Here is a 23,893-nt window from a genome sequence, read left to right as displayed (position 1 = left end):
GCCGAACACCTGTCAGCCTCCCCCCAATCCCCAACCATCACCCCACCCTCCACCAACGCGGCCGACAAGCCCGAAACGAATGCGAACTCGGCCGCAGGGCCTGGTCGCCCTTGGCATCAAAGCAACCCAGCAGCAAGGCCACCGTCGGCGCATCGTCAATGGCCCCGAGGGAACTGCCGCAGGTGGCACAGAACGCACGGCAGGAGCCCTCGGACGAGCGGTACAGCGCAGGCAATCCACCCTCCCCGGTCCAGGCGACCGCGGCCTTGTCGAACTCCACCCAGCACAGGGTCAGGCTGCCGGAATGTCGCTGGCACTGCCCGCACGAGCAGGTATGCGGAAAGCGCGGCTCGCCGCTGGCGGCGAACCGGATACGGCCGCACAGGCAGCCACCTTTGTAGAGGGTCATGGGGTTACCTTCCTTGGCTGCCGGGATTGCCGCACAATAGCCAACCTGTAAGCCAACGGCGGCGCAAAAGTGTTACGCCGTGTGGCATGCCGACCTGCCCTGCCTGCGTCGCCTGCTACAGTGCGCCCCGCGGCCCTTCCGGCCCCTGCAATGATGGAAACCTGCTGATGGAAAGAATGATCCAGTTCGTGGCCGTGGTGGTGGTCTGCACCCTCATCGGCGTTGCCTGCGAACACTACGAAGTCAACCGCTACCTGAAATGGCTGCTGATGGCCCTGCCGGCGATCCTCTGGGTGCGCCTGCGCAATCCGCTGCAACGCTGATTCCACCACCACGGGTTTGCAGTACACTCCCAGGCCTTACCGTGCTCAAGGCCCCACCATGCCCCGCCTGTCTCGTCTACTGCTGCCCGTGTTGCTGCTCGGCGCCCTCGCCGCCTGCGACCAGAAATCCAGCCGCGAGGAAAAGATCCTCGCCAACCTGCCCCTGCAGGAAGCCTACGACCACAACATCGAGCGCATGGCAGGCCTGTTGGCCATGACCCATGCGCAGGTGCCCGAGGACAAGATCAAGGACGTGCTGCGCAAGCACCTGACCGTCGACGACCAGCGCCAGGACCTGTTCAGGCTGTACAGCGAGGAGCACTTCAGCGATGCCGAGTTCGACCTCATCGTTCAGGCCACCCGCGACCCGGCCAAGGCCAGGGAGCTTGGCCAGAGCGAGGAAGGCAAGCGCCTGAGCGAGAAGCTCACCACGCTGATGCGTGAAAGCGCCAGCGACGCCAAGGTCCAGGCCCTGGTGCAGGAGCGCATGCAACAGGTCGAGGATGACCTGCAGGCGCTGGAGCAGACTGCGCCCTGACCCTGGATAACAAGGGAGGATAATTCCGAGAGCTTTGTGGGAAACCGGAGCTCCCCTTGTCCTCCAATCCTGCAATTGCGCACAAGCATGGTCCACCTTGCGCCAAGCGCGTAAGGTGCGTTTTCCGCTGTATCCGACGAGGCCAAGGATTGCGATATTTCACCCCGCACGGACCGCGCCCCGACCTGCGCACCCTCATACTCGCCCTGTGCGCCACCACGGCCCTGGTCATGCTGCTGGCCAGCTACTTCGCCAGCTACCGGGTACAACGGCAACTGCTGATCGACAGCGCCCTGGAGGCCAACCGAGCCTATGCCGCCAAGCTGGCGGCCGTGACCGAAACCACCTTGGTCAGTGCCCTGCAGCAACTGGCCTACAGCGCCCGGCAAAGTGGCCTGCACCCGAACGACGACAGCCTGGTGCAGGATGAGATCGACCGCCTGCAACAGCAGGGCAACCTGTTCAATTCCACCTTGCGGGTCGATGCCCAGGGGACCGTGCGTTCGCTCTCGCCCGCCTCGCTGCAGCACCTGGCCGGCAGCCAGGCGACTTCACCCGGCGCCCAGCAAGCACTGCGCGAACACCGCACGCTGGTCTCCACACCTTTCCTGTCGGCGGCCGACAACCTGCTCGTGGTGCTCTCGCAACCGATCTTCGACGCCAGCGGCCACTACCACGGCTACATAGGCGGCAGCCTCTACCTGCGCGAGCGCAACCTGCTCAACAGCCTGCTGGGCACGCACTTCTACCAGAACGGCTCGTACCTCTATGTGGTCGATCGCAACCGCCGGCTGCTGTTTCACCCTGACAGCAAACGGGTCGGCACCCTGGTCGGCGACAACGCGCTGCTCGACGACCTGCCGAACCTCGACCATGGCACCCGGCGCCTGGTCAACAGCCAGGGCGTCGAGATGCTGGCCGGCTTCGCCACGGTGCCCAGCGCCGGCTGGACCATCGTCACCCAGCAGCCACTGCGTAACACCGTAGCCCCGCTGCGCCAACTGGTCCTCAATGTGGTTGCCATCTCCGCGCCGCTGGCCCTGCTCGGCTGCCTGCTGTTGTACTGGCTGACACAGGTCATCGCCCACCCGCTGCGACAGTTGACCCACGTTGCCCGGGGCATGGGCCAGCAACAGACCACCGAACGCATCCATCAGGTCCGCGCCTGGTACGCCGAGGCCGCCGAGCTCAAGCGCGCGCTGCTGTTCGGCGTCAATCTGCTGCAGGAACGTATCGGCCGACTCAACCGTGATGCCCAGACCGACCCACTCACCGGGCTGGTCAATCGTCGTGGCCTGCAACAGGCGCTGCGCCTGTTACAGGCCGAAAAGCGCGGCTTCGCCGTGGTGGTGCTGGACATCGATCACTTCAAGCGGATCAACGACGGCCATGGCCACGATATCGGCGATCAGGTCCTGCAGCAGCTGGCAGGCTTGATGCGTGGAAGCTGTCGCGAGGGGGACCTGCTGTGCCGCACCGGCGGCGAAGAGTTCCTGATACTGCTGCCAGGGGCGAGCCTGGAGGTGGCGACCGCGATCGCCGGTCACCTGCGCCTGACCGTCGAGCACGCCCCTTTCGCGCCAACTGGCGGCGTCACCCTGTCACTGGGCGTGGCCAGCTGGCGGCCTGGGGACGGCAGCGAACCCGCTGATGTGTTGGGCAACGCCGACAGGGCGCTGTACCGGGCCAAGCAGAAGGGTCGCAACCGAGTCTGCATCGACAGTCCGCACTGACGCCTGCCTGTCGCTGGTCATCGCCCAGCCACATCCGTCACGCTCAGGCCTGGCGTCTGCGCGGCACCTGTTCCGGCAGTGGCAAGGCGCCGGTGGCCAGGGCGCGAGCGCGGTCCACGCCCCAGACCAGCGCCCGGGTCATGGTCTCGCCTGGCCGCGAGGGGTAGTACTCCTCCAGCAAGGCCTTGCCGCCTCGGGCATACAGCCCGAGAAACAGTTGCGTGGCACCGACCCTGGACAGGCGCACCTGTACATCGATGCTGGTGCCGTCGCTCAGTTCCTCGTCATGGCAGCGACTGTGCAACTGCGCATCGGCCCACTGCCAGTAGGTCTCTTCCCTGATTCGCATTGCGCTCGATACTCCGTGTCTGAAATGCCGCGCAAGAAAAGCACAGCCACGAAGCCGCGACGAGGGCCACTCGCCGAAACCATGAGCGGGATCAAGAAACCACAGGAAAAGCCTGCCGTTGGGCGGTTTTGCTCTCACAGCAACAGGTTGCCCCGCTCCTCCTCGGTCAACTGCGCCTTCGCCCGTTCGTCCAGCGTCCCCGCGCCCAGCACCTGCACCGGGCTCTGGCGGTTGTACTGGGGATTGAGGCTCGCCCCGTCCTGCCCCGGCACCAGCCGCTCGCCGCCGAAACCCAGCACCTGCACGGTGATCACCGAAGGCTGGCGCTGCCTGGACGCAGCCTGCTGCTGGCGGCCCGCCTCTTCGGCAGCCTGGCTGGCCGACGATGCCGCGGCACTGGCCGAGGCGATCGCACCGGTGTTCACCGAGGCCACCACCGGCATACCCTTGGCATCGCCCTGGACCTGGATGTTGGCGGCGTTGACCACCTGTAGCGCGGCGATGTTGACGTTGCCCGACACGCGGATCCCGGCCTCGCCAGCATCGATGGTGCCCAGCGGCGCGATCAGGTCGATATCCCCCGGTGGCACCTCGGCGATCGGATTGAGCGTGGCGATGCCGGCGCCGGTACTCGGCACGCTCGGCGCCAGGCCGACGTTGCCCCAGCGGTCGTAGGTGCGCTTGGGCGGGGTGTAGACCACGGTGGTCTTCGAACCGCGGCCGGCGTTGATGTCGCCCTGGGCCGACCAGCCGAGGATCGAGCCGCCGAAGGTGGTCATGATCCGGCTCTGGCCGAGCAGGATGCTGCCTTGCGAATACAGCTGGATGTTGCCGCTGCCCTGGGTGATCACCCCGGCGGTGGACGGCGGGGCCTCGCCTTCGATACCGAACACTTGCTGGCCACCCGGCGTCAGTACCTGGATATCGCCGCCGAAGTCGGTGTGGATGCCCGCCCCGCCGTAGAAGGTGGCGCTACCACCATAGCTGATCGGGTTGCCGGCCACGTCCCGCTCCGGGAACAGCGCGGCGATCGCCTGGCGACCGCGCAGGTAACTGCCGCTGCGCGGGCCGTCGACGTCATTGTATTCGCGGCCACCCTCGCGCAGTTCGGCGAAGTACACCTGGCGGGCGAAGATCCGCTGCTGCTCGGCGGGCAGCGTGGCGAGGAACGCCCTGCCCGCCTCGGCGACACCCTCGAAGGCAAAGCGCGCGCGCAGCCAGGCCAGCAGGTCCTGGTCGTAGACCTTGACGACCTGGCCCGGTTGCCCCGCCAACGACCGGGAAGGATCGGCCAGGTGCTGCGGATCCAGGTAGCGTGCCAGCAGGCCGGCGTAGTCCGGTCCATGCTTGCCGGCCCCGACGATGATGGCGATGGCCGCGCCATCGTTACCGGCGCCACTGCCACCGACCCGACCGATACTGGTGATCGCCGCCTCCTGATAGGCCGAGTCGACGCCCGATCCGGACTGGTACAGGTTGCGCCCGGCGACCACCTCGAGCTGGCCGGGGCCGGCAACATTGAAGGTGCTCAGGCGGATGTCACGACCGGCGCTGACCAGCGAGACATCGTGGCGGTCGCCATGGATGATGAGGTTGCCGCGGGACAGGTTGTTGCCACCCTCGCCACCGGCCACCAGGCCGCCGGCCGCCTGGCGCTGGCTGCCCAGCACGGTGCCGGCGTTGACGATGTCGCGACCGGCCATGATGCGCAGCGGCCCGCTGCCCTGATAGAGCCTGAGCCCCAGCACGGGATAATCGATGACCTCGCCGGTGTTCAGCCCGACGATATCGCCGTCCAGCGCATAGAACCGCACTGGCTGCGCAGGCTGCACCCGGCTTTGGACATAGGTGTTGACGCCGAAACTGTAGAGTGGACTTTCCCAGACATTGCGCGGCAGGTCGCCGTGCAGGTTGGTCGACAGCACGAGGTTGCCGGTACTGCTGCCCAGGAATGCGGGGCGCCACGGCATAGGCAGCGCCGAGGCGTCGGTGCCCGCCTGGCTGACTGTGTAGCCGCCGGCATAGATCGAGTCCCCCGCGAGCAACTGCAAGCGCGTGTTGGCCGACGGCGCGGTCATCAGGCTCTCCGCCGAGGCCTGGCTCGCCGAGCTGCGCACCGAGTCGCCATAGTACAGGCTGCCATTGACGGCGGTGGCGCTGAGCGCGGTCGGATAGAACACGCGGCCGCCATGGATCGCCAGGTTGCGGGTCGCGACACTGGCACGGTTGTGAACGTTCGGTGCCAGGTCGCCACCCAGGCTGACCAGTTCGATGGAGGTCTGCGGGGTCCACAGCGAGAACCAGCTGTTGCCGCGCCCGCTCATCCGCGTGCCATCGTCGGCAGTGAACGGCGTGCTGTTGAACGTCGGCACCCGGCCCGGATCGCCTACCCCCTGCAGCACCAGGTCGCCGCGGCTGAGCAGGCGCACGCCGCTGTCACCCGGCATCAGCGTGACGCCGCCCCAGGCCTTGGCCCGGGTTGCGCTGTAAGGGTCGTAGGCGCGCGATTCGCTGTTGTCCTGCTCGATGCCGTAGCTGCCGTAGATCGACTGCAACAGCCCGATATTGGCCGCCTCCACCTGCAAGGCGCCGCGCAGGTTGACCAGCGTTCCCTGCAGGTCCATCTGGGCGTCCGCGGCCGTGATCGCGGCCAGCCCCGGGTTGAGTCCGCCACCGACACGCAGGTCGAGGTCGCCCCCGCCGGTCTGCACCAGGCGCCCATCGGCGTCCACCCGGCCGCTGCTGGCGACCACCAGGTTCAGGCCCTGGCTGCGCTCGACGCTGGAAAGGTCGGCGCCGCTGGCCTGCAACAGGCCGGCCGCGCCCGCCACCCGCACATCCAGATTGCCGCCACCCAGGGTGCCGATGCCGGTGAAACCGACCAGGTACGGCAAGCCGGGTGCGCTGGCCGGGTCCTGGGCGAAACTGCCGAAATTGAGCCACCAGGCACCTGGCGTGCCAGCGTCGGTCTGCCCCTGGCGCCACAGCCAGTTGCCGACAGCCGCCGAAGCGGTCTGACGGCGCGTCTGCTGCTCGGTAGCCTTGGGCCCGACCAGGTTGCCGGTCAGGTCGCCGCCAGCGGCGATCAACAGGTTGCCGCCCTGCTGCGGATACCAGGCCCGGTACTGGCCGGTGGTCGATTCGTAGGCCGCGCCCAGGGCGCCAAGCACGCTGCCATCGGCCTGGCGACCGCGGGCCAGCTGATGCGCATCGATGCCCTGCTCGAGCAGGGCCGGTGCCTGGGTACCGGCGGTGTAGACCCCATACAGCGAGTCCATGCGCCAGTCGCCGGCGCTGAGCAGTTCAAGGTCGCCGGTACCGGTACGCAAGACGCTGTACAACTGGGTCTGCGGGGTGATCTCGGCCTTGGTGACGCCGCCCGGCGTTTCGACCTTCAGGCACCAGGTCGGCCGGGCGGTACACAGCGCCAGCAGGTTGGAGGGTACCGGTTGGCCGGGCACCCGCCCAACCGCCAGGTTGGTCCAGAAATAGCTGATGATGGGTTTGGAAGTCTCGATCACCCGCGTGGCGATGTAGTGCTGGTCGGCCAGGCGCAATGCGCCGGCGTCAGGCTCCGGGCGGGTGATGCGGCTGTCGGCGGCGCCCAGGTCGGCGCCGGCCACCAGGCGCATCGACCAGGATTGCGAGCCCTCCGGCAGCATCTGCCCGAGCGCCCAGTTGCGTCCCTGCTGGCCGGCGACTTCCTGGCGCAGGTCGACCCAGAACACACCTGTGGGCAGCTTGACGTCGGTGCCGGCCGGCAGCAGCGCGCCCACTGCCAGGGCCAGGGCGCCACGCTGGGTCAGCCCTCCCACAGGCAGGGCAGCGCCCTTGCGCCAGACCCCACCGCGCACCGCCACGCTTACCGGCAGGCGGCTGCCGGCATCCAGCCGGGTATCGGCGGCCAGAGTCACCGCCTGCTCGAGCAAGGTGCCGGCGGCATACAGGAGATTGCCGGAAGCATCACGCACGGCGGCATCAAGCACGGTACCGGCCGGCAGGGTCACGGCGCTTGCCAGGGTCAGCACAGCGGGCAGCCGGGTGTTGGCCGGCAGCGAGGTGTCGGCGAACGGCAGGTCGAAATTCAACGTGCTGCCCGCGGGGTAGCGCGTGCCGGCGGCCAGTTCGACGCCGCTGCGTGGAATCACCAGGTCACTGTCGAATGGCTGCTTGCCGGGAATCAGGATCCAGCCACGGCCATCCATGCGTTCGCTGCCGGTGGCCAGCTCCGGCGGCAGGAAGCCGTCGCTGATGCTGCCATGGACTTCCAGGTTGCCGCCGGCGCGCAGGGCCAAGTGGCCGACTTCGCCGGAACCGCGCAGCGCAGTCTGCGCCGTGGCCGGGTTAATACTGGCGTAGCGATGACCGGACAGGTCGAGGTCGCCGCGCACCACCAGGTCGGTCTGGCCATCGCGGCTGGCGATCTCCACGCCGGGGCGCAGGTGCAGGGCCTTGGCGTAGGCAGCGTTGTTCAGCCCGGCCAGGCGGTTGTCGAGCAGGTCGCGGTTGGCCAGCGCGGCATTGACGAACAGCACGCTGCGCGCATGCTTGGCGTCGAGATAAGCCTGGTCGATGTACTGGTACGGCCGACCACTGGCCGCCGTGCCGCCATTCAGCGCGTCGGTGTAGCGCTGCTGGCCGACCACGGCGATGGACTGCGCACCCTGGATGTCCAGCCTGCCACGGGCATCGATGGCGATATCACCGGCGATGTCGCCGCCCACGCGCGGCGCCGTCAATACCAGCGAGCCGCGGGCACGGCCGTCGTGTTGCGCGGCGGCGGTGCCGTGGCGCAGGTCCAAGCGAGCGCCGGGGCTCAGGGTCAGCACGCCGTCGCCGCTGGCCAGCTCGATCTGCGCCCGGTTCGGCGCATCGATGATCGCACCGTTGCTGTCGACCCGCAGCAGGCTGCCATGGGCATCGAGCACCGCCCCGGCGGCCAGGGTCAGGCCATTCCCGGCCGCCAGGCGGATGCTGCCGACCTGGGCGCCGCTGGCATCGACGGTGCCGGCCACGGTCAGCTGGCCGTTGTCCAGCGAGAGGCTGATTTCCCGCGCCTTGAGCTCGCTGCCGATGACCAGGTCGCCCTGGGTGATCTGGAAGCTGCGCGCGCCGAACACCTGGTCACGGTTCAGGCGCTGGTTGAGGCCGGCGAAATCATCCACCTGGCGGGCACGGATCGCCACCGCTCCCTGGTCGTACGGCACTCGCGTGCCACCGGCGTCATGATCACCGCTGGCGGCGCCAAGGAGCTGGCCCTGCAGGCTGACCTGCCCGCCCAGGGCAGTGGCGCTCAGGCGGCCGGCGCGATTGTTGCGGGCACTGAGGTCAACCAGGCTGCCACTGGCCTGGCGGATGTCACCGACAGCGCTGGCCAGCAGCAGCTCACCGCCCCAGCTGTACTGGGTCACGTCGTTGAAGGTCAGGCTGCGCCCGGCCAGGTCGATACGCGAACGCTCCCCCAGGACCAGCGCCTGTTGCGCCGAAACGCTCAGCTTGCCGCTGGGCAGGCTGAAGGTACCGTCGAGCAGCACCTGCTGGCCACTGAGCGCGAGCTCCGCGCCCACGCCATCGCGGCCGCTGGCCAGCGCGCCACCGCCACCGGTCACGCGCAACAGACCACCGGCGCTGATGCGGTTGATCGAACCGGCGCCGCCGGTCCACAGCGGCGTCTCCACCAGCAAATCGCCACCGCTGTACTGGAAGCCGCCCTCGCCCTGCCAGGCGCCGCGCTGGTGGTACACCTGCAACGCCCCGCTGTGATTGGCGCTGACCTGGCGGCTGGCGCGGATGTCGACCTGGCTGAAGCCCAGGGTCTGGCGGCTCATGCTGGCGGTGCCGTCGGGCTGGCTGGCCGGCCCGTAGCCGAAGGTCAGGTTTTCCACCCGCAGCTCGAGCACGCCGTCGCCACTGCCCGCGCCACCGGCGATGGGTGCGCCAGGCAACGTACGGGCGCCGTTCCACACCAGGTTGCCGGTGTGGATGGTCGCCCGTTCGCTGGCCTGGCCGAGGCCGTAGATGGCCGGCGTGCCGAGGATCAGTTGCTGCACGCGGTTGCGCCCGGTCAAAGGATCATAGGTGTCGAGCACGCTGTTGCCGAAGAAGTTCAGCGAGTCGGCCGCCGTCAGCGACAGGGTCTCCAGGGCGGGAATGCCGCCCTCGGTGCTGCCCTGGAACAGACGGTCGAGCACTTGCTGGTTGAGCGTCAGCCCCTGGCCCAGCACCCCGGCGTTGGCCGCGGCGGCCAGCGCGGCGGCGGAGCCGACGTTGATCCGCCCTACCGCCAGGCCCAGGTGGCGGGTGCCGAAGCTGACCTGGTCGTCGAGGTTGAAGGTGCGGTCGGTCGCGGCGAACAGCGAGCCGTCCGAGTACAGGCGGGTCACCCCCGCGCAGTTGCCCGAGGGGCAATCGCCAATGAGGATGCTGCCGGGCGCGAAGACATCGCCGGCCACCGACGGCAGCACGTCCAGGCGGCCGTTGGACAGCGCCAGCAAGCCGTGGGCATTGGGGTCGATGAGGAAACCGTCATTGGCATCGAACGGCACCGCCCCCTGGCCCAGGGTAATGATACCGGCCCCCTGCTCGACGACGATGGCGCCACGCGCCCTGTCGGTGGCCAGGAACACCTCGCCGGCGCGCAGTTCGGCGCCACTGCGCACGAGGATGTCAGCGGTCGACTCCTTGAAGCGCACCATGTTGCCGCCCTGGCCGTAGAGCACCTCCGGACGGGCGCCGATGCTCAGCCGCGGCGCCTTGAGCGCGCTCAGGTCGCTGGCGCGCAGCGCGACCCGGTTGGGTTGCAACCAGTCGCTGGCCTGACCGTCGGCGAGGATCTCGATGGCCTCCACGCCCAGTACCGCCACGCTGCCGCCACGTCCGTCGCGGGCGGCGTCGAAGCGCGCCTGACCGGTAAAGCGGAACGCGGTCTCGGGATCGGCATTGGGCTTCAGGCGCAGGGTCAGCCACTTGCCATCGGCCTCGAGCGCCGCCCGCGGAACACCCTTGGCCAAGGCGTCGGCCCTGACGAAGGCGGCGTAGGACATTTCGTTGTACTGGCTGTAGCGGCGCAGGGTGTCGGCGGCGGTGAGGATCACCTGCCCCGACAACGGCTGGCGGATATCGGTGTTGGCCACCGACAGGCTGCCCGAGGTGGTCCAGGAACCATTGCGCATGACCTGGCTGATGCCTCGCTGGCCGGCCATGGCCAAGCCGTTGAGCTCGACGCGGAAGGCGCCCGGCAACAGCGCGTAGCTGGCCGGCAGCAAGGTGTAGGTACCCGCCGCCAGCCCCGGCACGCCCTGGTCGAGGGTGATGCGCTGGCCGATGGCCGGGTCCGCCACGCCGGCCTCCCCGGCCAGCGGCGCGTAGTCGCCGGCCAGGCCTGGGACGATGGCATAGACCGGGTTGCTCGACAGCGACGGCAGTACCAGGCGGCCATCGGCATCGAGCTGCATCAACGGATGGTAGCGGGCGTCGGTGGAGCCGCCGCGCCCGGAGACGAAGCCGGCGCCGGTCAGTTCGCCGCCGCCGGCCAGGTCGATCAGCGCCCCGGCCTGCACATCGATGCGCTTGCCGGCCAGGACCACCCCGTGATCGCTATCGCCGGTGCCGCCGATCAGGTTCACCGGCTTGCCGTCGTACAGGTAGCTCAGGCCATCGACCGTGCCGCCGTAAGGCATGCGCAGCCCCGCCGCGCTGACCGAAGTGATGCTGCCGGGCAGCAGGCGCACATCCTGGCCGTTCTCGCCGGTATCCCCCAGCAGCACCTGGCCAAGCGGCGCCCGCACCACCCCACCCTGCTCCACCGTGCCAGCGCCCAGGTGCAGGCGGCCGAACACCGACAGCGGCACGCCTGGCGTGGCCTCACCGACCCGTCCGATCCGCAGAGTGGCGTCGCGGGTGCTCTGCACGCGGGCGTAGGCACCGCTCACGGGGTACAGTTGCGCCGCCAACAGTTCAATATCGGCATTGCTGCTCAGCTGGGTCGGCATCGAGGGGATGTCGCGGCCGAGGAAGCGGATATCCCCTTCACTGCGCAGACGGGTCAGGGCAAAGCCCCGACGGTCGAACTCAAGCTGTTGCCCGCCACTGAGGGCCAGGTTGCCGTGGGCGCCCAGGCTCAGTTCGTCGCGTATTTCAAGCAGGTTGGCCTCGACCTGCAACAGTGCGTGCGACGCCTGCTGCGACAGCCCGCCCTTGACCGTCGGGCGCACGGTCTGGTCGCCGCCCAGGTGGTTGCTGCCTGCCAGTCGCACGTAGGGCGCACGCAGGCGGATGCGGCTGTCGTCGACACTGCCGTCGGCGAGCACCAGGGAGCCGGCGTACAGTTGCAGGCCCTGGGCCAGGTCCAGTGCCAGCGAACTGTCGAAGGCCAGCACACCGTCGCTGAGCAGGGCCAGGTTGGCGAAGCCACCGCGCTCGACGGTGTCCACATCCAGGCGCGCATGGCCATAGCGCAAGCGCTGGTCGGTACCGGCCCCACGGCCGAGTACCAGCTCGCGCGGCACATTCAGGCCATCCTCCAGGCCATCCTTGCGGTACAGACCGGTATCGAGGGCCACGCCGAGGCTGCCGCCCGCCGCGCCGACACCGCCGGACCTGGCGCTGAGCGTGCCGTCCAGGCGCAGGCCATAGCTGGAGGCCAGGCTGATGCTGCCACCGGCGCTGGCCATTGCCAGTGGGCCCTGACCACGGATGTCCAGCACGGCGCTGGCGCCATCGGCGCGCAAGCGGGCGCCACGGGCGATGTCGACAAAGAGGTAGGCGCCGTCGCTGGTCCCCTTGGCGTGGTCGATCTGCCCACCAATGACGATGTTGCCGCCGGCGGTGACCCGCCCATAGCGTCGGCCCTGGCTGTCGAGGGCGGTAAGCGCCTGGCCGGAGACATCGATCAACGCCTCGCTGCCCAGGCGGATCGCACGGTTGTGCAGGCTTTCCTGCACCCCGCTCACCACCGTTTCGGGCAATGCCTGCAACAGGCTCACCTTGCCACCGGCGGCCAGCAGCGAACCGTCCAGGTTCAATTGCGCGGTACTGCTCAGGGCGATCGACTGTAACGGGTCGACACCGATGCTGGCGCCACGGCGCACCTCCAGCAGCGCGGCCTCGCGGTCCGCCTGGGCCAGGCGGATATCGCCGGCAGCGAGGCTCAGGCTGGCACCGGCACGCAGGCCCAGCTCGCCCTTGATCGCGTTCTCGCGCACCTGCGGCGGCAACCACAGGGTGGCCTGGTCGCCGACCGGCAGGCTGGCGTCGAGCAGTTCCACAGGTCGGGTGACCTGCACCTGGGCGCCTTCGGCCACGGTCAACTGTCGCGTGCCACGTACGGTGTAATGGGCGAAGCCGCGGTTGAAGAAATCCTCGCCGAGGGACAAGGCGCTGGCGTCGGCCACGCCGCCGATCCGCACGCGCTCGGCCTGCAGGTCGAGGGTCCCGGCGCCGTTGCTGCCATGGCCGCGCAGCTCGCCATCAAGGCGCAGGCGCCCGTCACCGCTGGCGTTGAACACGCCGGCCTGCAACGTCAGGTTGCCGCCGCTGCCACCGCGCAGCTGATTGCGCTCACCGCGCACCACCCCGCCGGAAACATCCAGCACGCTGGCCTGCCCGAGCAGCACATCGCCTGAGCTGCGCAGCGACAGGCTGCCGCCGTTGCGCCAGGCCATGGCCCCTGCGTCTTCGCGGTCGCTGCGCGCACCACCGACATCCAGGCGCACACCTTCGCCAACCAGCACCTGCGCACGCAATCCGGCCGGCGTGGCCAGGGCGATATCGCGCAGATCGGCGCCGTCACGCTGGCGCAGCACATCGCCCAACATCATCTGCCCGCCCTTGGCGGTAAGGTCGGCCGCGACCCGCACCTGCGGCGCGTACAGGGTCAGTTGCCCGCCGTCGGCCAGGTGCAGCGCCTGGTCGACCTGCACCGACTCGCTGGCGGCAATGCTCAGGCCGCCCAGCGCGAAACCGTTGAGCAATTCGCTGTCCAGTACCAGTCGCCCGCGCCGCTGCTCGTCCAACGGCGCCTGCAACTGCACATCGGCACTGGCGCCACGGTTGCCGCCAGCCAACGTCACCTGGCGCAGCACCGGGGTCAGGCTGAAGGCCAGGTCCTTGCTGCCTGTGAGGTAACCCGGCACCTGCTGGCCGATGACCAGCTGAGCGCCTCGGGCGCGAGCACTGTGGACCTGCTTGTAACCATCCAGCCCGGCCACCGGCGCCTGCACCTGGCGCTCGTCCTGCCAGGTCTCGCCGACCAGCCTGCCGTCGAGCAGCGCGCCCTGGGTGGCCACCACCAGGCTGCCGGCGTCGCGCCCGACGGTGTAGCCCTGCTCGAAGCGCTGCTGCGGCGCGATCAGCGGGTTGTAGAACACACGGGTCTGGGCCCAGCGCGCCGAATGGTCCTCGAAGCCCTGATACAGGCCGCTGTAGAGCAGGTCGCTCGGTGCCCGCGACAGCTCGTACAGGCGCCCGTCCTCGCCACGCAGCCAGCTCTGGCGCACATAGCCGTCCTGCACCGCCAGGGTACCGCCGGACAGGTTGATCTCGGCGCCGGCGCGGGTGACCAGGTCCTGGCCGGTGAAGGTCACGGTGCCGCCCTGGGCCATCCATTCACCCACGCCGTGGCTGCGCGTGCCCAGGTAGCCGCCCACCTCCAGCAGGCCACCCGCGGTGTACCAGCGGTCGCCGGCATGACCATTGACGCCGGCCGCGACGTGCACCAGCTCACGCACGTCGACCCACACATCGCTGTTGATCAGCCCGCCCTTGTCGCGGTTGCCGGCGGCATCGCGCTGCTCGTTGCCCTGGACATTGATCTTGATGACATTGCTTTCCATCGCCACCTTGACCCCGAGCGCGCCAGCCACATCGAGGCGCGCGCCATCGTCGACCAGGCTACGCCGGCCGGCGCTGACCGCCACCTGGCCACCGGTGGCCAGGGTCAGCGAACCGTCCTGGAAGTGCACGGTGCCGCCGCTGACCACTTCCACCCGCGACTGCTCGGGGCGGTCGATGACCGTGCTGAGGTTGTCGAAGCGCCCCGTGGCCAGGTTGCCGTTGCTGCCGTTGACCACCGCCCTCGAGGCTTCGCGCTGGCTGTCGAGCGCCGCGCTGTCGTCGAGCAGCACGGCGGTAACGCTGCCGCGCTCGAAGCTGACGCTGCCGGTGGCATCGCTGGCGGCGTTGAGCAGGTGGATGCTGCCGCGCCGATCCACCGAGGTGCTGGCCAGGACCACACCCTGCTGGCGCACCTGGTGACCGGTCAGGGTGACATCGCCGCCACTGGCCTGGATCAGCCCGCTGTTGCTCACCGTGCCGGCACTGCTGCCGGGCTTCAGGCTACCCGCCACTTCGTTGCCACGGGTGGTCGAGTAACGGTTGGCCTCGGTGCCCTGGCCGCGACGGATATAGAAATCGTCCGCCGCCGCCAGGGTCGCCTGGCCCTTGCCGGCGATGATCTGGCCGTCGTTGCCCACCTCGCTGCCCAGCAACAGCACGTAGCCGCCACCGCTGGTGGAGCTGCTCGGCGCCTGGGTACGAATCTGCGCGCCGCGCTCGACCAACACCTTGCCGGCGGCATTGGTGAAGGTGGCCTGGCTGGCGCTGCTGTCGACGAAGAGCCCGCGCTGGGTGAACTGCTCGTCACTGACCTGGGCGGCGGCGGCCACCAGGTTGCGCACGTTGACCTGGCTGGTGCCGTTGAACACCACACCGTTGCGGTTGATCAGCATCACCGTGCCGGGCGCCTCGATCTGACCATGGATCTGGCTCGGACGGGCGGCGGGGTCGTTGACCCGGTTGAGCACGGCCCAGTCCGCCTGCTGCTCGAAACGCACGGTGGTGTCGCGCCCGACGTTGAAGGTCTCCCAGTTGAGGATGGCCTTGTCGGCGGTCTGTTCGATGCGCACCTGGGTCTTGCCATCGGCCTGGCTCTGCTGCGGTGCCTTGGCATTGAGCCAGCCCTGGGTCAGCGGGTTCTCGTCGACCTTCAGGCCACCCTCGCCCAGGCCGTTGGGCACAACCTGCGGCTGCACCTGGGCCAGGGTCCGGCCATTGGCCTGGGCCGCCTGCTGGGCGGCGATGGCCGCCACCGTGTTGTTGAGGTTGTTCACCGAACGCTGGAACTGCTGGTTCAGGCGCTGCTGCTGGGCCAGCGGTGGTGGCGATCCCGGCAGCACCTGCCCTGCCCCCCCGGCACCGGCGGCGCCGCTCGGAGCATTGGAGGCGCCCTTGGCGGCGAACCAGCCCGAGCTGAACGGCTGCGCCGCGTGGGCGCTGCCCGCCAGCATCAGCAAGGCGATGGCCTGGGCCAGTGGCTTGAGCCGCGGCGGCTCGCCGCGACGCTGGATGGCGGAGGCTGAAAGGGCTGGCTTGGGCATGCCGCGCGACATCGCAGGGTTCCTTGTGCTGGTTCTCGAGATCAGGGGATGGCGGTCGTGATGCCGCTTTGCCATAAGGCGCTCCGGCGACCGGGGGACCGAAGCTTTGTCATGCAAAGTTCATGGGGCTGGGGTATGGCGAACGCCTGCACCCGGCGCAATGCCGGTGCTCGTGCTGCCAGGTCGACGCAAAATGAAAAAAGCCCCGGCGTCACCCACGGGTGCCGCCAGGGCCCATGCCCACGTCCGAGGACGCGGGCCACCGGGGTTTTGCCTGTTACGAGCGACCGATACCGTTGCACACGTTGGTGTTGGCGATATCCAGGCCTTCGTTGCCTGCGTTGGTCAGGAAGGCCTTCTTGATTTCATCGGCGAAGGCGACCGGAACCGGCACGAAGGAGTGGATACCGATGGCCAGGTCGTGGTTGCCGCTGTACAGGTCGTTGAGGAAGCCACGAACAGCGGTGGCGTCGGCGGCGTCCTTGTAGCACTGGCCAACCAGCAGGTTGGTGTAGCCGACGATCGGGTAGCCAGTGGTTGGGACCGGCTTGTCGCTGGCGCCACGGCCGAAGGTGACAGCCCAGCTGGCCGGGTTGGCGCGGTTGGCGGTCGGGGCGGTGGCGCTGGCCAGGGCGGCCTGGGCGTTGTCGACGGTCGGCAGTACGGCGGTGCCGCTGGCCAGCTTGCTGACACGGGCCACCTGGGCGTTGTTGGCGGTATCGACGAAGTCAGGGCTGACGTAGCCGATGGCGCCGTCGGTGGCATTGACCGCATTGATCACGTCAGCGCTGCCGGCCACGCCCTGCCAGGTGCTCGGCTCGGTGCCGACGTTGGCGCTGGTGAACGTGCTGCTGACCGAGAAGGCGGTCGGGCAGCTGTCGTTGAGGAAGCGCGCCAGCAGCTCGGTGGTGCCGCTGCTGCCGTTGCGGTAGATCACCTTGATCGGGGTGGTGTCGGCGGTGCCGAGCAGTTGGCCCCAGGTGGAGATGCTGCCGGAGAACACGCCGCACAGCTGCGAAGCGTTGACCTGCAGATCGCTGACACCATTGCGGTGGTAAGGGATGGTGACGGTGGTGCCGACGGCCGGGATCTGGATCAGTTTGCCCCAAGTCGCGGCGCGGTTGGTGTCGTAGGTCGACAGTTCGCTGGCGCTGAGCACCGAGTCGGAACCGGCGAAGTCGACGTTGGTGCCGGCCGGCTGGTTGATCGACGCAGGGGCGTTGGTCAGGAAAGCGGTCTTGCCACCGCCGCTGCCCACGCCGGTGTAGCTGAAGCCGCTTGGCAGGATGCCTTCCCAGGTGGCGTTGCCGTTGTACAGCGGCTCAGGCAGGGTGGCGCCGCCACCGACAACAGCAGCCATGGATTGGGCCGAAGCCAGGGTAGCAGCCACCAGGGAGGCGGCGATCACAGTACGCTTAAACATGAAGCAATCTCCTATCGTCGTGTTCGTACGTTGAGTGGGTCGCGCATTGCTGTGGCCACAGGCTGCATACCCTGATCCAGAGGGGCTGGCGGCCTGTCCACGGAGGCAACATTCGCAGCTTGTGGTGACAGGCAGAGGAAAAAACATCGGGAGTTCGGCGGGGAAAAGCTCGGGTGTCGGGGGGCGTTTTTTGCGCTCGCGGCTGGGCAGACAGTGAACAGGGCAAACGGTACCGGAGGGATCGATCAGGAGGATGGCGGATCAGGCACTCGGGAGTTTGTAGCAGGTGAGAAAAAAGATTTTGCCAGTGCGACCACTTCACAGTGGCCGGTGGCTCATGTTGGGGGGAACCTGCTCCCGCAGCGCCCGGCTGCGGGAGCGATCACTTAGGGCGCGGCAACCTCGCTGGGCGTCGCCAGTTGCAGGATCTCGCTGGTGTAGGCCCACTCTTGCTGGACCTTGTCCGGGTGCTCGTTCAGGCGGATGCCGTAGGACGGAATGATCTGCTTGATCTTCGCCTGCCACTCGGGCGTGGCCACCTTGTCCTTGAACACCTTGTTCAGCAGGTCGAGCATGATCGGCGGCGCGGTCGAGGCGCCCGGCGAGGCACCGAGCAGCCCGGCGATGCTGCCATCCTTGGATGTCACCACTTCGGTGCCCAGCTTCAGCACCCCGCCCTGGTTCTCGTCCTTCTTGATGATCTGCACCCGCTGGCCGGCCTGCCACAGGCGCCAGTCGGCCTTCTTCGCCTCGGGGAAGTAGGTCTGCAGCGCGGCGAAGCGGTCATCGTCGGACTGCATCAGCTGGCCGATCAGGTACTGCACCAGGTCGAACTCGCGCACCCCGACCCGCACCATCGGCCAGGTGTTGTGCAACGACATGCTGGCGAACAGGTCGAGCAGCGAACCTTCCTTGAGGAACTTGGTGGAGAAGGTGGCGAACGGCCCGAACAGGATCATGCGCTTGCCGTCGAGCACCCGGGTGTCCAGGTGCGGCACCGACATCGGCGGTGCGCCGGTCGCGGCGATGCCGTAGGCCTTGGCCATGTGGCGCTGGGCGATGGCCGGGTTGTCGGTGACCAGGAACGAGCCGCCCACCGGGAAGCCGGCATAGTCCTTGGCCTCATCGATGCCGGACTTCTGCAGCAACGGCAGTGCCGCGCCGCCGGCGCCGATGAACAGGAATTTGGCGTCGGTGGTCGAGGTGCTGCCGTCCTTGAGGTTCTTGTACTCGACGTGCCAACTGCCGTCGTCGTTGCGGGTGATGTCCTGCACCTCGCTGGACAGCTTGAGGTCGAAGTTGGGCCGGGTCTGCAGGTAGCCGACGTACTGGCGGGTGATCTCGCCGAAGTTGACGTCGGTGCCGATGGGCGTCCAGGTGACGGCGAGCTTCTGGTTCGGGTCGCGCCCCTCCATCATCAGCGGCACCCACTTGGCGATCTGCGCATGGTCCTCGGAATACTGCATGGGTTTGAACAATGGGCTGGCCTGCAGCGCCTCGTAGCGCTTCTTGAGGAAGCGGATGTTGTCGTCGCCCCAGACGAAGCTCATGTGCGGTGTGGTGTTGATGAACGAGCGCGGATTCTTCAGCACCCCCTGCTTCACTTGCCAGGCGAGGAACTGGCGGGTGACCTGAAACGACTCGTTGATCTCCACCGCCTTGCTGATGTCGATCTTGCCGTCCTTCTCCGGGGTGTAGTTGAGTTCGGCCAGCGCCGAGTGGCCGGTACCGGCGTTGTTCCAGCCGTTGGAGCTTTCCTCGGCGACCTTGTCCAGGCGCTCGACCATCTCCATCGACCAGCCCGGCTCCAGTTCGTTGAGCCAGACCGCCAGCGTGGAACTCATGATGCCGCCGCCCACCAGCAGCACATCGACCCGCTTGCCTTCGGCGGCGTGGGCGTGAAGGCCCAGGGCCAGGACCAGTGCCGCGACTGCCCACCTGGGCGTTTTGCTGATGTTCATGTGCTCTCCCGTGTTGGTCGTTCCGTGCGTCTGCGGAATCAAGCTTAGCCGACTGATTTGCTCGGGCATGGTCAGGATGCTTGTTGTCGCCTTTAAACCCAGCACTTTTAAGGTATTGACGTCCGGCTTGGACTTGCCGGGGCTGCTTTGCAGCCCTTTCGCGGCACAAGGCCGCTCCTACAGGGGGGGCGCGGTCGCCTGTAGGAGCGGCCTTGTGCCGCGATAGGGCCGGTACAGGCAGCCGATAATCGCCCGCTTTATACAGCCAATCATTTGACCAAACTAACCAGATAGTACAATTATCGAAACATCCAAAAACAACAAAGCGATGCCCCGTCATGACACCTCGAATCCTCGTGCTCAACGGCCCCAACCTCAACCTGCTGGGCACCCGCGAACCCGCCCAGTACGGCCATGAAACCCTTGCCGACCTGGCCCGACTGTGCGCCGACAGCGCCAGCGAACTGGGCCTGGAACTGGAGTTTCGCCAGACCAACCACGAAGGCGAGCTGCTCGACTGGATCCATGCCGCCCGTGGCCGCTGCCACGGCATCCTGATCAACCCCGCCGCCTGGACCCACACCTCGGTGGCCATCCGCGACGCCCTGGTGGCCAGCGAACTGCCGGTGATCGAGGTGCACCTGTCCAACGTGCACAAGCGCGAGCCGTTCCGCCATCTGTCGTTCGTCTCCAGCATCGCCGTGGGGGTGATCTGCGGCCTCGGCAGCCAGGGCTATTGCATGGCCCTGGGCTACTTCAGCAAATACCTGCGCGAGCACGCGGCATGAACGGCGCGGGTATCCTCGCCGGCCTCATCGGCCGTGGCATCCAGGCCTCGCGCACCCCGGCGCTGCACGAGCATGAAGGCGACGCCCAGGGGCTGCGCTACCTGTACCGGCTGATCGACGCCGACCAGCTGGGCCTGGACGACAGCGCCCTGCCCGCCCTGCTCGATGCCGCCGAGCGCACCGGTTTCACCGGGCTCAACATCACCTTCCCGTTCAAGCAGGCGATCCTGCCGTTGCTCGACGAGCTGTCGGACGAAGCCCGTGGCATTGGCGCGGTGAACACCGTGGTACTGCGCGATGGCCGGCGGGTGGGCCACAACACCGACTGCCTGGGTTTCGCCGAGGGCTTGCGGCGCGGCCTGCCTGGGGTCGCGCGGCAGCACGTCGTACAGATGGGTGCTGGCGGCGCCGGCGCGGCAGTGGCCCATGCGCTGCTGGCCGAAGGCGTCGAGCGGTTGCAGCTGTTCGAGGTGGACCGGGCCCGTGCCCAGGCACTGGTGGACAATCTCACTGAGCGTTTCGGCGCCGGTCGTGCCGTGCTCGGCGAAGACCTGGCTGGCGCGGTGGCCGACGCCGATGGCCTGGTCAACACCACGCCCGTGGGCATGGCCAAGCTACCCGGCACCCCGTTGCCGCCCGCACTGCTGCACCCTCGACTATGGGTGGCGGAGATCATCTACTTCCCCCTGCAGACCGAGCTGTTGCGCCATGCCCGCGCCTTGGGCTGCCGCACCCTGGATGGCGGCACCATGGCGGTGTTCCAGGCGGTCAAGGCCTTCGAGCTGTTCAGCGGACGCCCGGCCGATGCCGAGCGCATGCAGGCGCACTTCGCCAGCTTCTGACCACCAGGAGGTCCATCGCGGGTCTGTCGACTTGCCCGCGATCGCCCGTCAGGCCTTGATGTAGCGCATCACCGCTTCGCAGATCACCTGCTTGTGACGCTGCTTGACCTGTTCGTCGGCCAGGTCGATCTGGAAGATATCGCCGAAGGTATGGCGGTTCGACACCCGGTAGAAGCAGAAAGAGCTCATCAGCATGTGCAGGTCGATCACCTCGATCCCCGGGCGGAACACGCCCTGCTCCACGCCACGGGCGAGGATCTTGCCCAGCGCATCGAGCACCATGCTGCTCATTTCGCGGATCACCGGCGACTGCTTGACGTACTCGCCGTAATGGATGTTCTCGGTGCAGACGATGCGCACGAAGTCGACGTTGTTGGCGTGGTGATCGAAGGTGAACTCCACCAGGCGCTGGATCGCCTGCTCGGGCGCAAGCGAGTCGAGGTCCAGGCTGTGCTCGGTCTTGCGGATGTCGCCGTAGAGCTTGACCAGGCATTCGACGTAGAGCTGCTCCTTGCTGCCGAAGTAGTAGTAGATCATGCGCTTGGAGGTGGCGGTGCGCTCGGCGATGGCGTCGACCCGGGCGCCGGCCAGGCCCTGCTGGACAAACTCGGTGATGGCGGCCTGGAGAATGTTCTCGCGGGTCTTTTCCGGGTTGTTCTTGCGCGATCTGCGCAGCCCTTCGACTTCAGGCTTGGCTACCGAATCACTCATACCGACTCACAGGCTCGTTATAGGAATCCGGGCGATTATCCGTGAGCCGGGCGGTGCAGGGAAGCGTGGTGTTGGTCGAGAGTGCGCGGTCCCTGTAGGAGCGGCCTTGTGCCGCGAAAGGGCCGCAAAGCGGCCCCGGCGATCCTTGCTTGAACGCTGAAATCCTGGGGCTGCTACGCAGCCCATTCGCGGCACAAGGCCGCTCCTACAGCTACAGCACCGACTTGCGCGCCTTGGCCATCGCCGCCAGGCGCACCGCCACGTTGGCCGCGCCATACCCGGCGTAACCGCCCTTGCGCTGCAGGATCTCGAAGAAGAAGCGCCCCTCGAACGGTTCGGTGTACACATGGAACAGCTCGCCGCCCTGGGCATCGCGGTCGTACAGCACGTTGTAATACGCCAGCTCGCTGAGGAACTCGTCATCGAAGTCGAAGCGCGCCGCCAGGTCGTCGTAGTAGTTCAGCGGGATCTCCAGCAACGGCACGCCGGCCTCCTTGGCCCTGGCCACCTCGCGGAAGATATCGTCGCAGTCGAAGGCGACATGGTGCACGCCCGAGCCGCGATAACTGTCCAGGGCATGGGCGATGGCGGTGTTGCGGTTCTCCGAAATGTTCAACGGCAGGCGCAGGCTGCCGCACTGACTGCGCAGGGCACGGCTCTTGACCAGGCCATAGGGGTCGGGCAGCACCACCTCGTCGTCGGCGGTGAAATCGAACAGGCTCTTGTAGAACAGCACCCAGCTGTCCAGCGCCTCGGCCGGCAGCGCCAGGGCCATGTGGTCGATGCGCTTGAGCCCGCCGCTGGCCTGGGCGTTCCGGTCCAGGTGGAAGTCGGTGTCGTAGAGGGTCGGGCCATCGCTGTCCGGCTCTACCAGGTACAACAGACTGCCGTCGGGGGCGCGCACCGCCGGGATCTCGCGCTCATTGGGGCCGACCAGGCCACGGAACGGCTGGCCACGGTAGGCGGTGGCGCGCCGCAGCGCGGCCTGGCCGTCGTTCACCCGCAGGGCCGTGGCACACAACGACGGGCCATGGGCCTCGAAGAAGTTGTGGGCGAACGAGTAAGGCTCGGCGTTGAGCACGATATTGATATCGCCCTGGCGCAGCAGGCGCACCGCCTTGCTGCGGTGTTCGCCGACCTCGGCGAAGCCCAGGCGCTTGAGCCACACACCCAGGCGCGCGCCTACCGCCTCGTCGACGGCGAATTCAAGGAACTCCACGCCGTCGTAGCGGCTCGCGGGCGGCGGCGCGAACAGCACGCCAGGCTCGGCAGCCCGCGCCTCACGCTCCAACTGAAGGCGGGTCTTCTCCTCCAGATACAGCAGCGAACGCAAGCCGTCGGCGGCATTCTGCCGGGGCGGTGCCGCACGGAAACCGTCGTTGAAAATCTCCAGCGACAGCGGACCGCGATAGCCGGTGGCCAGAATCGGCGCGAGGAAACCCGCCAGGTCCATCTCGCCCTGCCCCGGGAAGCAGCGGAAGTGGCGACTCCACTCCAGCACATCCATGGCCAGGATCGGTGCGTCGGCCATCTGCACGAAGAAGATCTTCTCGCCGGGAATATCGCGGATACCGCTGGGGTCGCCCTTGATCGACAAGGTGTGGAAGCTGTCGAGGATCACCCCCAGCGCCGGATGATCGGCCTGGCGCACCAGGCTCCACACCTGCTGCCAGGTGTTGACGTGGCGGCCCCAAGCCAAGGCCTCGTAGCCGATACGCAGGCCGCGGTCACCGGCATGTTCGGCAAGCAGGCGCAGGTCGTCCACCAGCAGTTGCTCATCGCCCAGGGCGTCGGGCTGGACATTGCTGCACAGCAGCACCAGGTCGGTGCCCAGCTCCTGCATCAGATCGAACTTGCGCTCGGCGCGGTCGAGGTTCTTGTGCAGGCGGTCGCGGCGGCAGCCTTCAAAGTCGCGAAACGGCTGGAACAGGGTGATCGCCAACCCCAGGTCCGCGCACAGCTGGCGGATCTCGCGGGGGCTGCCGGCGTAGTACAGCAGGTCGTTCTCGAAGATCTCGACGCCGTCGAAACCCGCGGCGGCAATGGCTTCGAGTTTTTCCGGCAGGGTGCCGCTCAAGGAAACGGTGGCGATCGAACGGTGCATGGCGGGTGTTCCTTGTTATTGAGGGAGGCCAGGGCAGGTCCGGCCCTATCGCGGGGCAAGCCCGCTCCCACAGGTGTTGCGTTGTTCCCTGTAGGAGCGGGCTTGCCCCGCGAAAGGGCCAGTCCCGACAGCATCTGTCTGGCACGATCGATTATTCGCAGGTAAAGTCGCCCCGGCAATGCACTTTGTACGAAACAGTTAGTTTTCGTTCGATTACCGAACAAAACCCGTTCCGGCGAATTGATTCACCCACCCCCGTGAACAACCATGAACACCAGTCGCAGGCCCCGCCGGCCCTTCTCGCTGCCACGCCGGTCGTTCGGCGGGCCCCGCGCTGC

General features: G+C 67.7%; 12 protein-coding genes. 5 read left to right on the top strand and 7 right to left on the bottom strand.

The features are described 5' to 3' along the window. Window positions 1–37: 37 nt before the first annotated feature. Window positions 38–409 carry a GFA family protein gene (locus tag PRtIB026_RS13625; RefSeq protein WP_203647157.1) on the bottom strand — a complete coding sequence of 124 codons (372 nt, stop codon included), beginning with the start codon at window positions 407–409 and terminating at the stop codon, window positions 38–40. A 167-nt stretch (window positions 410–576) separates the two neighbouring features. On the opposite strand from PRtIB026_RS13625, the gene PRtIB026_RS13620 reads away from it, so the two are divergent. The 3 genes from PRtIB026_RS13620 to PRtIB026_RS13610 all read left to right on the top strand — a co-directional run bounded on the left by PRtIB026_RS13620 (window position 577) and on the right by PRtIB026_RS13610 (window position 3,003). After that, on the top strand, window positions 577–732 hold the full coding sequence (locus PRtIB026_RS13620) for a hypothetical protein (RefSeq protein WP_155952705.1): 156 nt from the start codon (window positions 577–579) through the stop codon (window positions 730–732). A 58-nt stretch (window positions 733–790) separates the two neighbouring features. Next, window positions 791–1,270, top strand: a complete 480-nt coding sequence (locus PRtIB026_RS13615) for a hypothetical protein (protein WP_203647158.1) — start codon at window positions 791–793, stop codon at window positions 1,268–1,270. Between the two features lie 230 nt (window positions 1,271–1,500). Next, window positions 1,501–3,003 (top strand): sensor domain-containing diguanylate cyclase, encoded by a 1,503-nt coding sequence (locus PRtIB026_RS13610; protein WP_203652667.1) that lies wholly within the window; start codon window positions 1,501–1,503, stop codon window positions 3,001–3,003. 43 nt (window positions 3,004–3,046) lie between these two features. On the opposite strand, the gene PRtIB026_RS13605 is transcribed toward PRtIB026_RS13610, so the two are convergent. The 4 genes from PRtIB026_RS13605 to mqo form a co-directional block, all read right to left on the bottom strand. Beyond that, entirely contained in the window at window positions 3,047–3,352 is a 306-nt protein-coding gene (locus PRtIB026_RS13605) for a hypothetical protein (RefSeq protein WP_186734798.1), read from the bottom strand. A 134-nt stretch (window positions 3,353–3,486) separates the two neighbouring features. Continuing rightward, window positions 3,487–15,738, bottom strand: a complete 12,252-nt coding sequence (locus PRtIB026_RS13600; RefSeq protein WP_244670910.1) for a filamentous hemagglutinin family protein — start codon at window positions 15,736–15,738, stop codon at window positions 3,487–3,489. Between the two features lie 265 nt (window positions 15,739–16,003). Continuing rightward, window positions 16,004–17,149: a substrate-binding domain-containing protein gene (locus PRtIB026_RS13595; protein ID WP_203647159.1), complete on the bottom strand. Its 1,146-nt coding sequence runs from the start codon at window positions 17,147–17,149 to the stop codon at window positions 16,004–16,006. A 386-nt stretch (window positions 17,150–17,535) separates the two neighbouring features. Further along, the gene (gene mqo / locus PRtIB026_RS13590; RefSeq protein WP_203647160.1) at window positions 17,536–19,110 is read right to left on the bottom strand and encodes a malate dehydrogenase (quinone); all 1,575 of its coding nucleotides are present in this window, start codon (window positions 19,108–19,110) and stop codon (window positions 17,536–17,538) included. A gap of 338 nt (window positions 19,111–19,448) precedes the next feature. Between mqo and aroQ the strand changes: the two genes are divergently transcribed. Continuing rightward, entirely contained in the window at window positions 19,449–19,898 is a 450-nt protein-coding gene (gene aroQ, locus PRtIB026_RS13585) for a type II 3-dehydroquinate dehydratase (protein ID WP_203647161.1), read from the top strand. Next, complete coding sequence (locus tag PRtIB026_RS13580; RefSeq protein ID WP_203647162.1) at window positions 19,895–20,740, top strand: shikimate dehydrogenase; 846 nt, start codon at window positions 19,895–19,897, stop codon at window positions 20,738–20,740. The genes aroQ and PRtIB026_RS13580 overlap by 4 nt, the downstream gene beginning before the upstream one ends. Before the next feature lie 48 nt (window positions 20,741–20,788). Here the strand turns inward: PRtIB026_RS13580 and PRtIB026_RS13575 are convergent, their stop codons facing one another. Both PRtIB026_RS13575 and quiC read right to left on the bottom strand, forming a co-directional pair. Then, window positions 20,789–21,451, bottom strand: coding sequence for a TetR/AcrR family transcriptional regulator (locus PRtIB026_RS13575; RefSeq protein ID WP_203647163.1), 663 nt, complete (start codon window positions 21,449–21,451; stop codon window positions 20,789–20,791). A 211-nt stretch (window positions 21,452–21,662) separates the two neighbouring features. Further along, on the bottom strand, window positions 21,663–23,555 hold the full coding sequence (gene quiC / locus PRtIB026_RS13570) for a 3-dehydroshikimate dehydratase QuiC (RefSeq protein WP_203647165.1): 1,893 nt from the start codon (window positions 23,553–23,555) through the stop codon (window positions 21,663–21,665). Window positions 23,556–23,893 lie beyond the last annotated feature (338 nt).

Source organism: Pseudomonas sp. RtIB026 (assembly GCF_016861355.2).
GTDB lineage: Bacteria > Pseudomonadota > Gammaproteobacteria > Pseudomonadales > Pseudomonadaceae > Aquipseudomonas > Aquipseudomonas peradeniyensis.
This window is presented reverse-complemented; position numbering and strand designations above follow the sequence as displayed.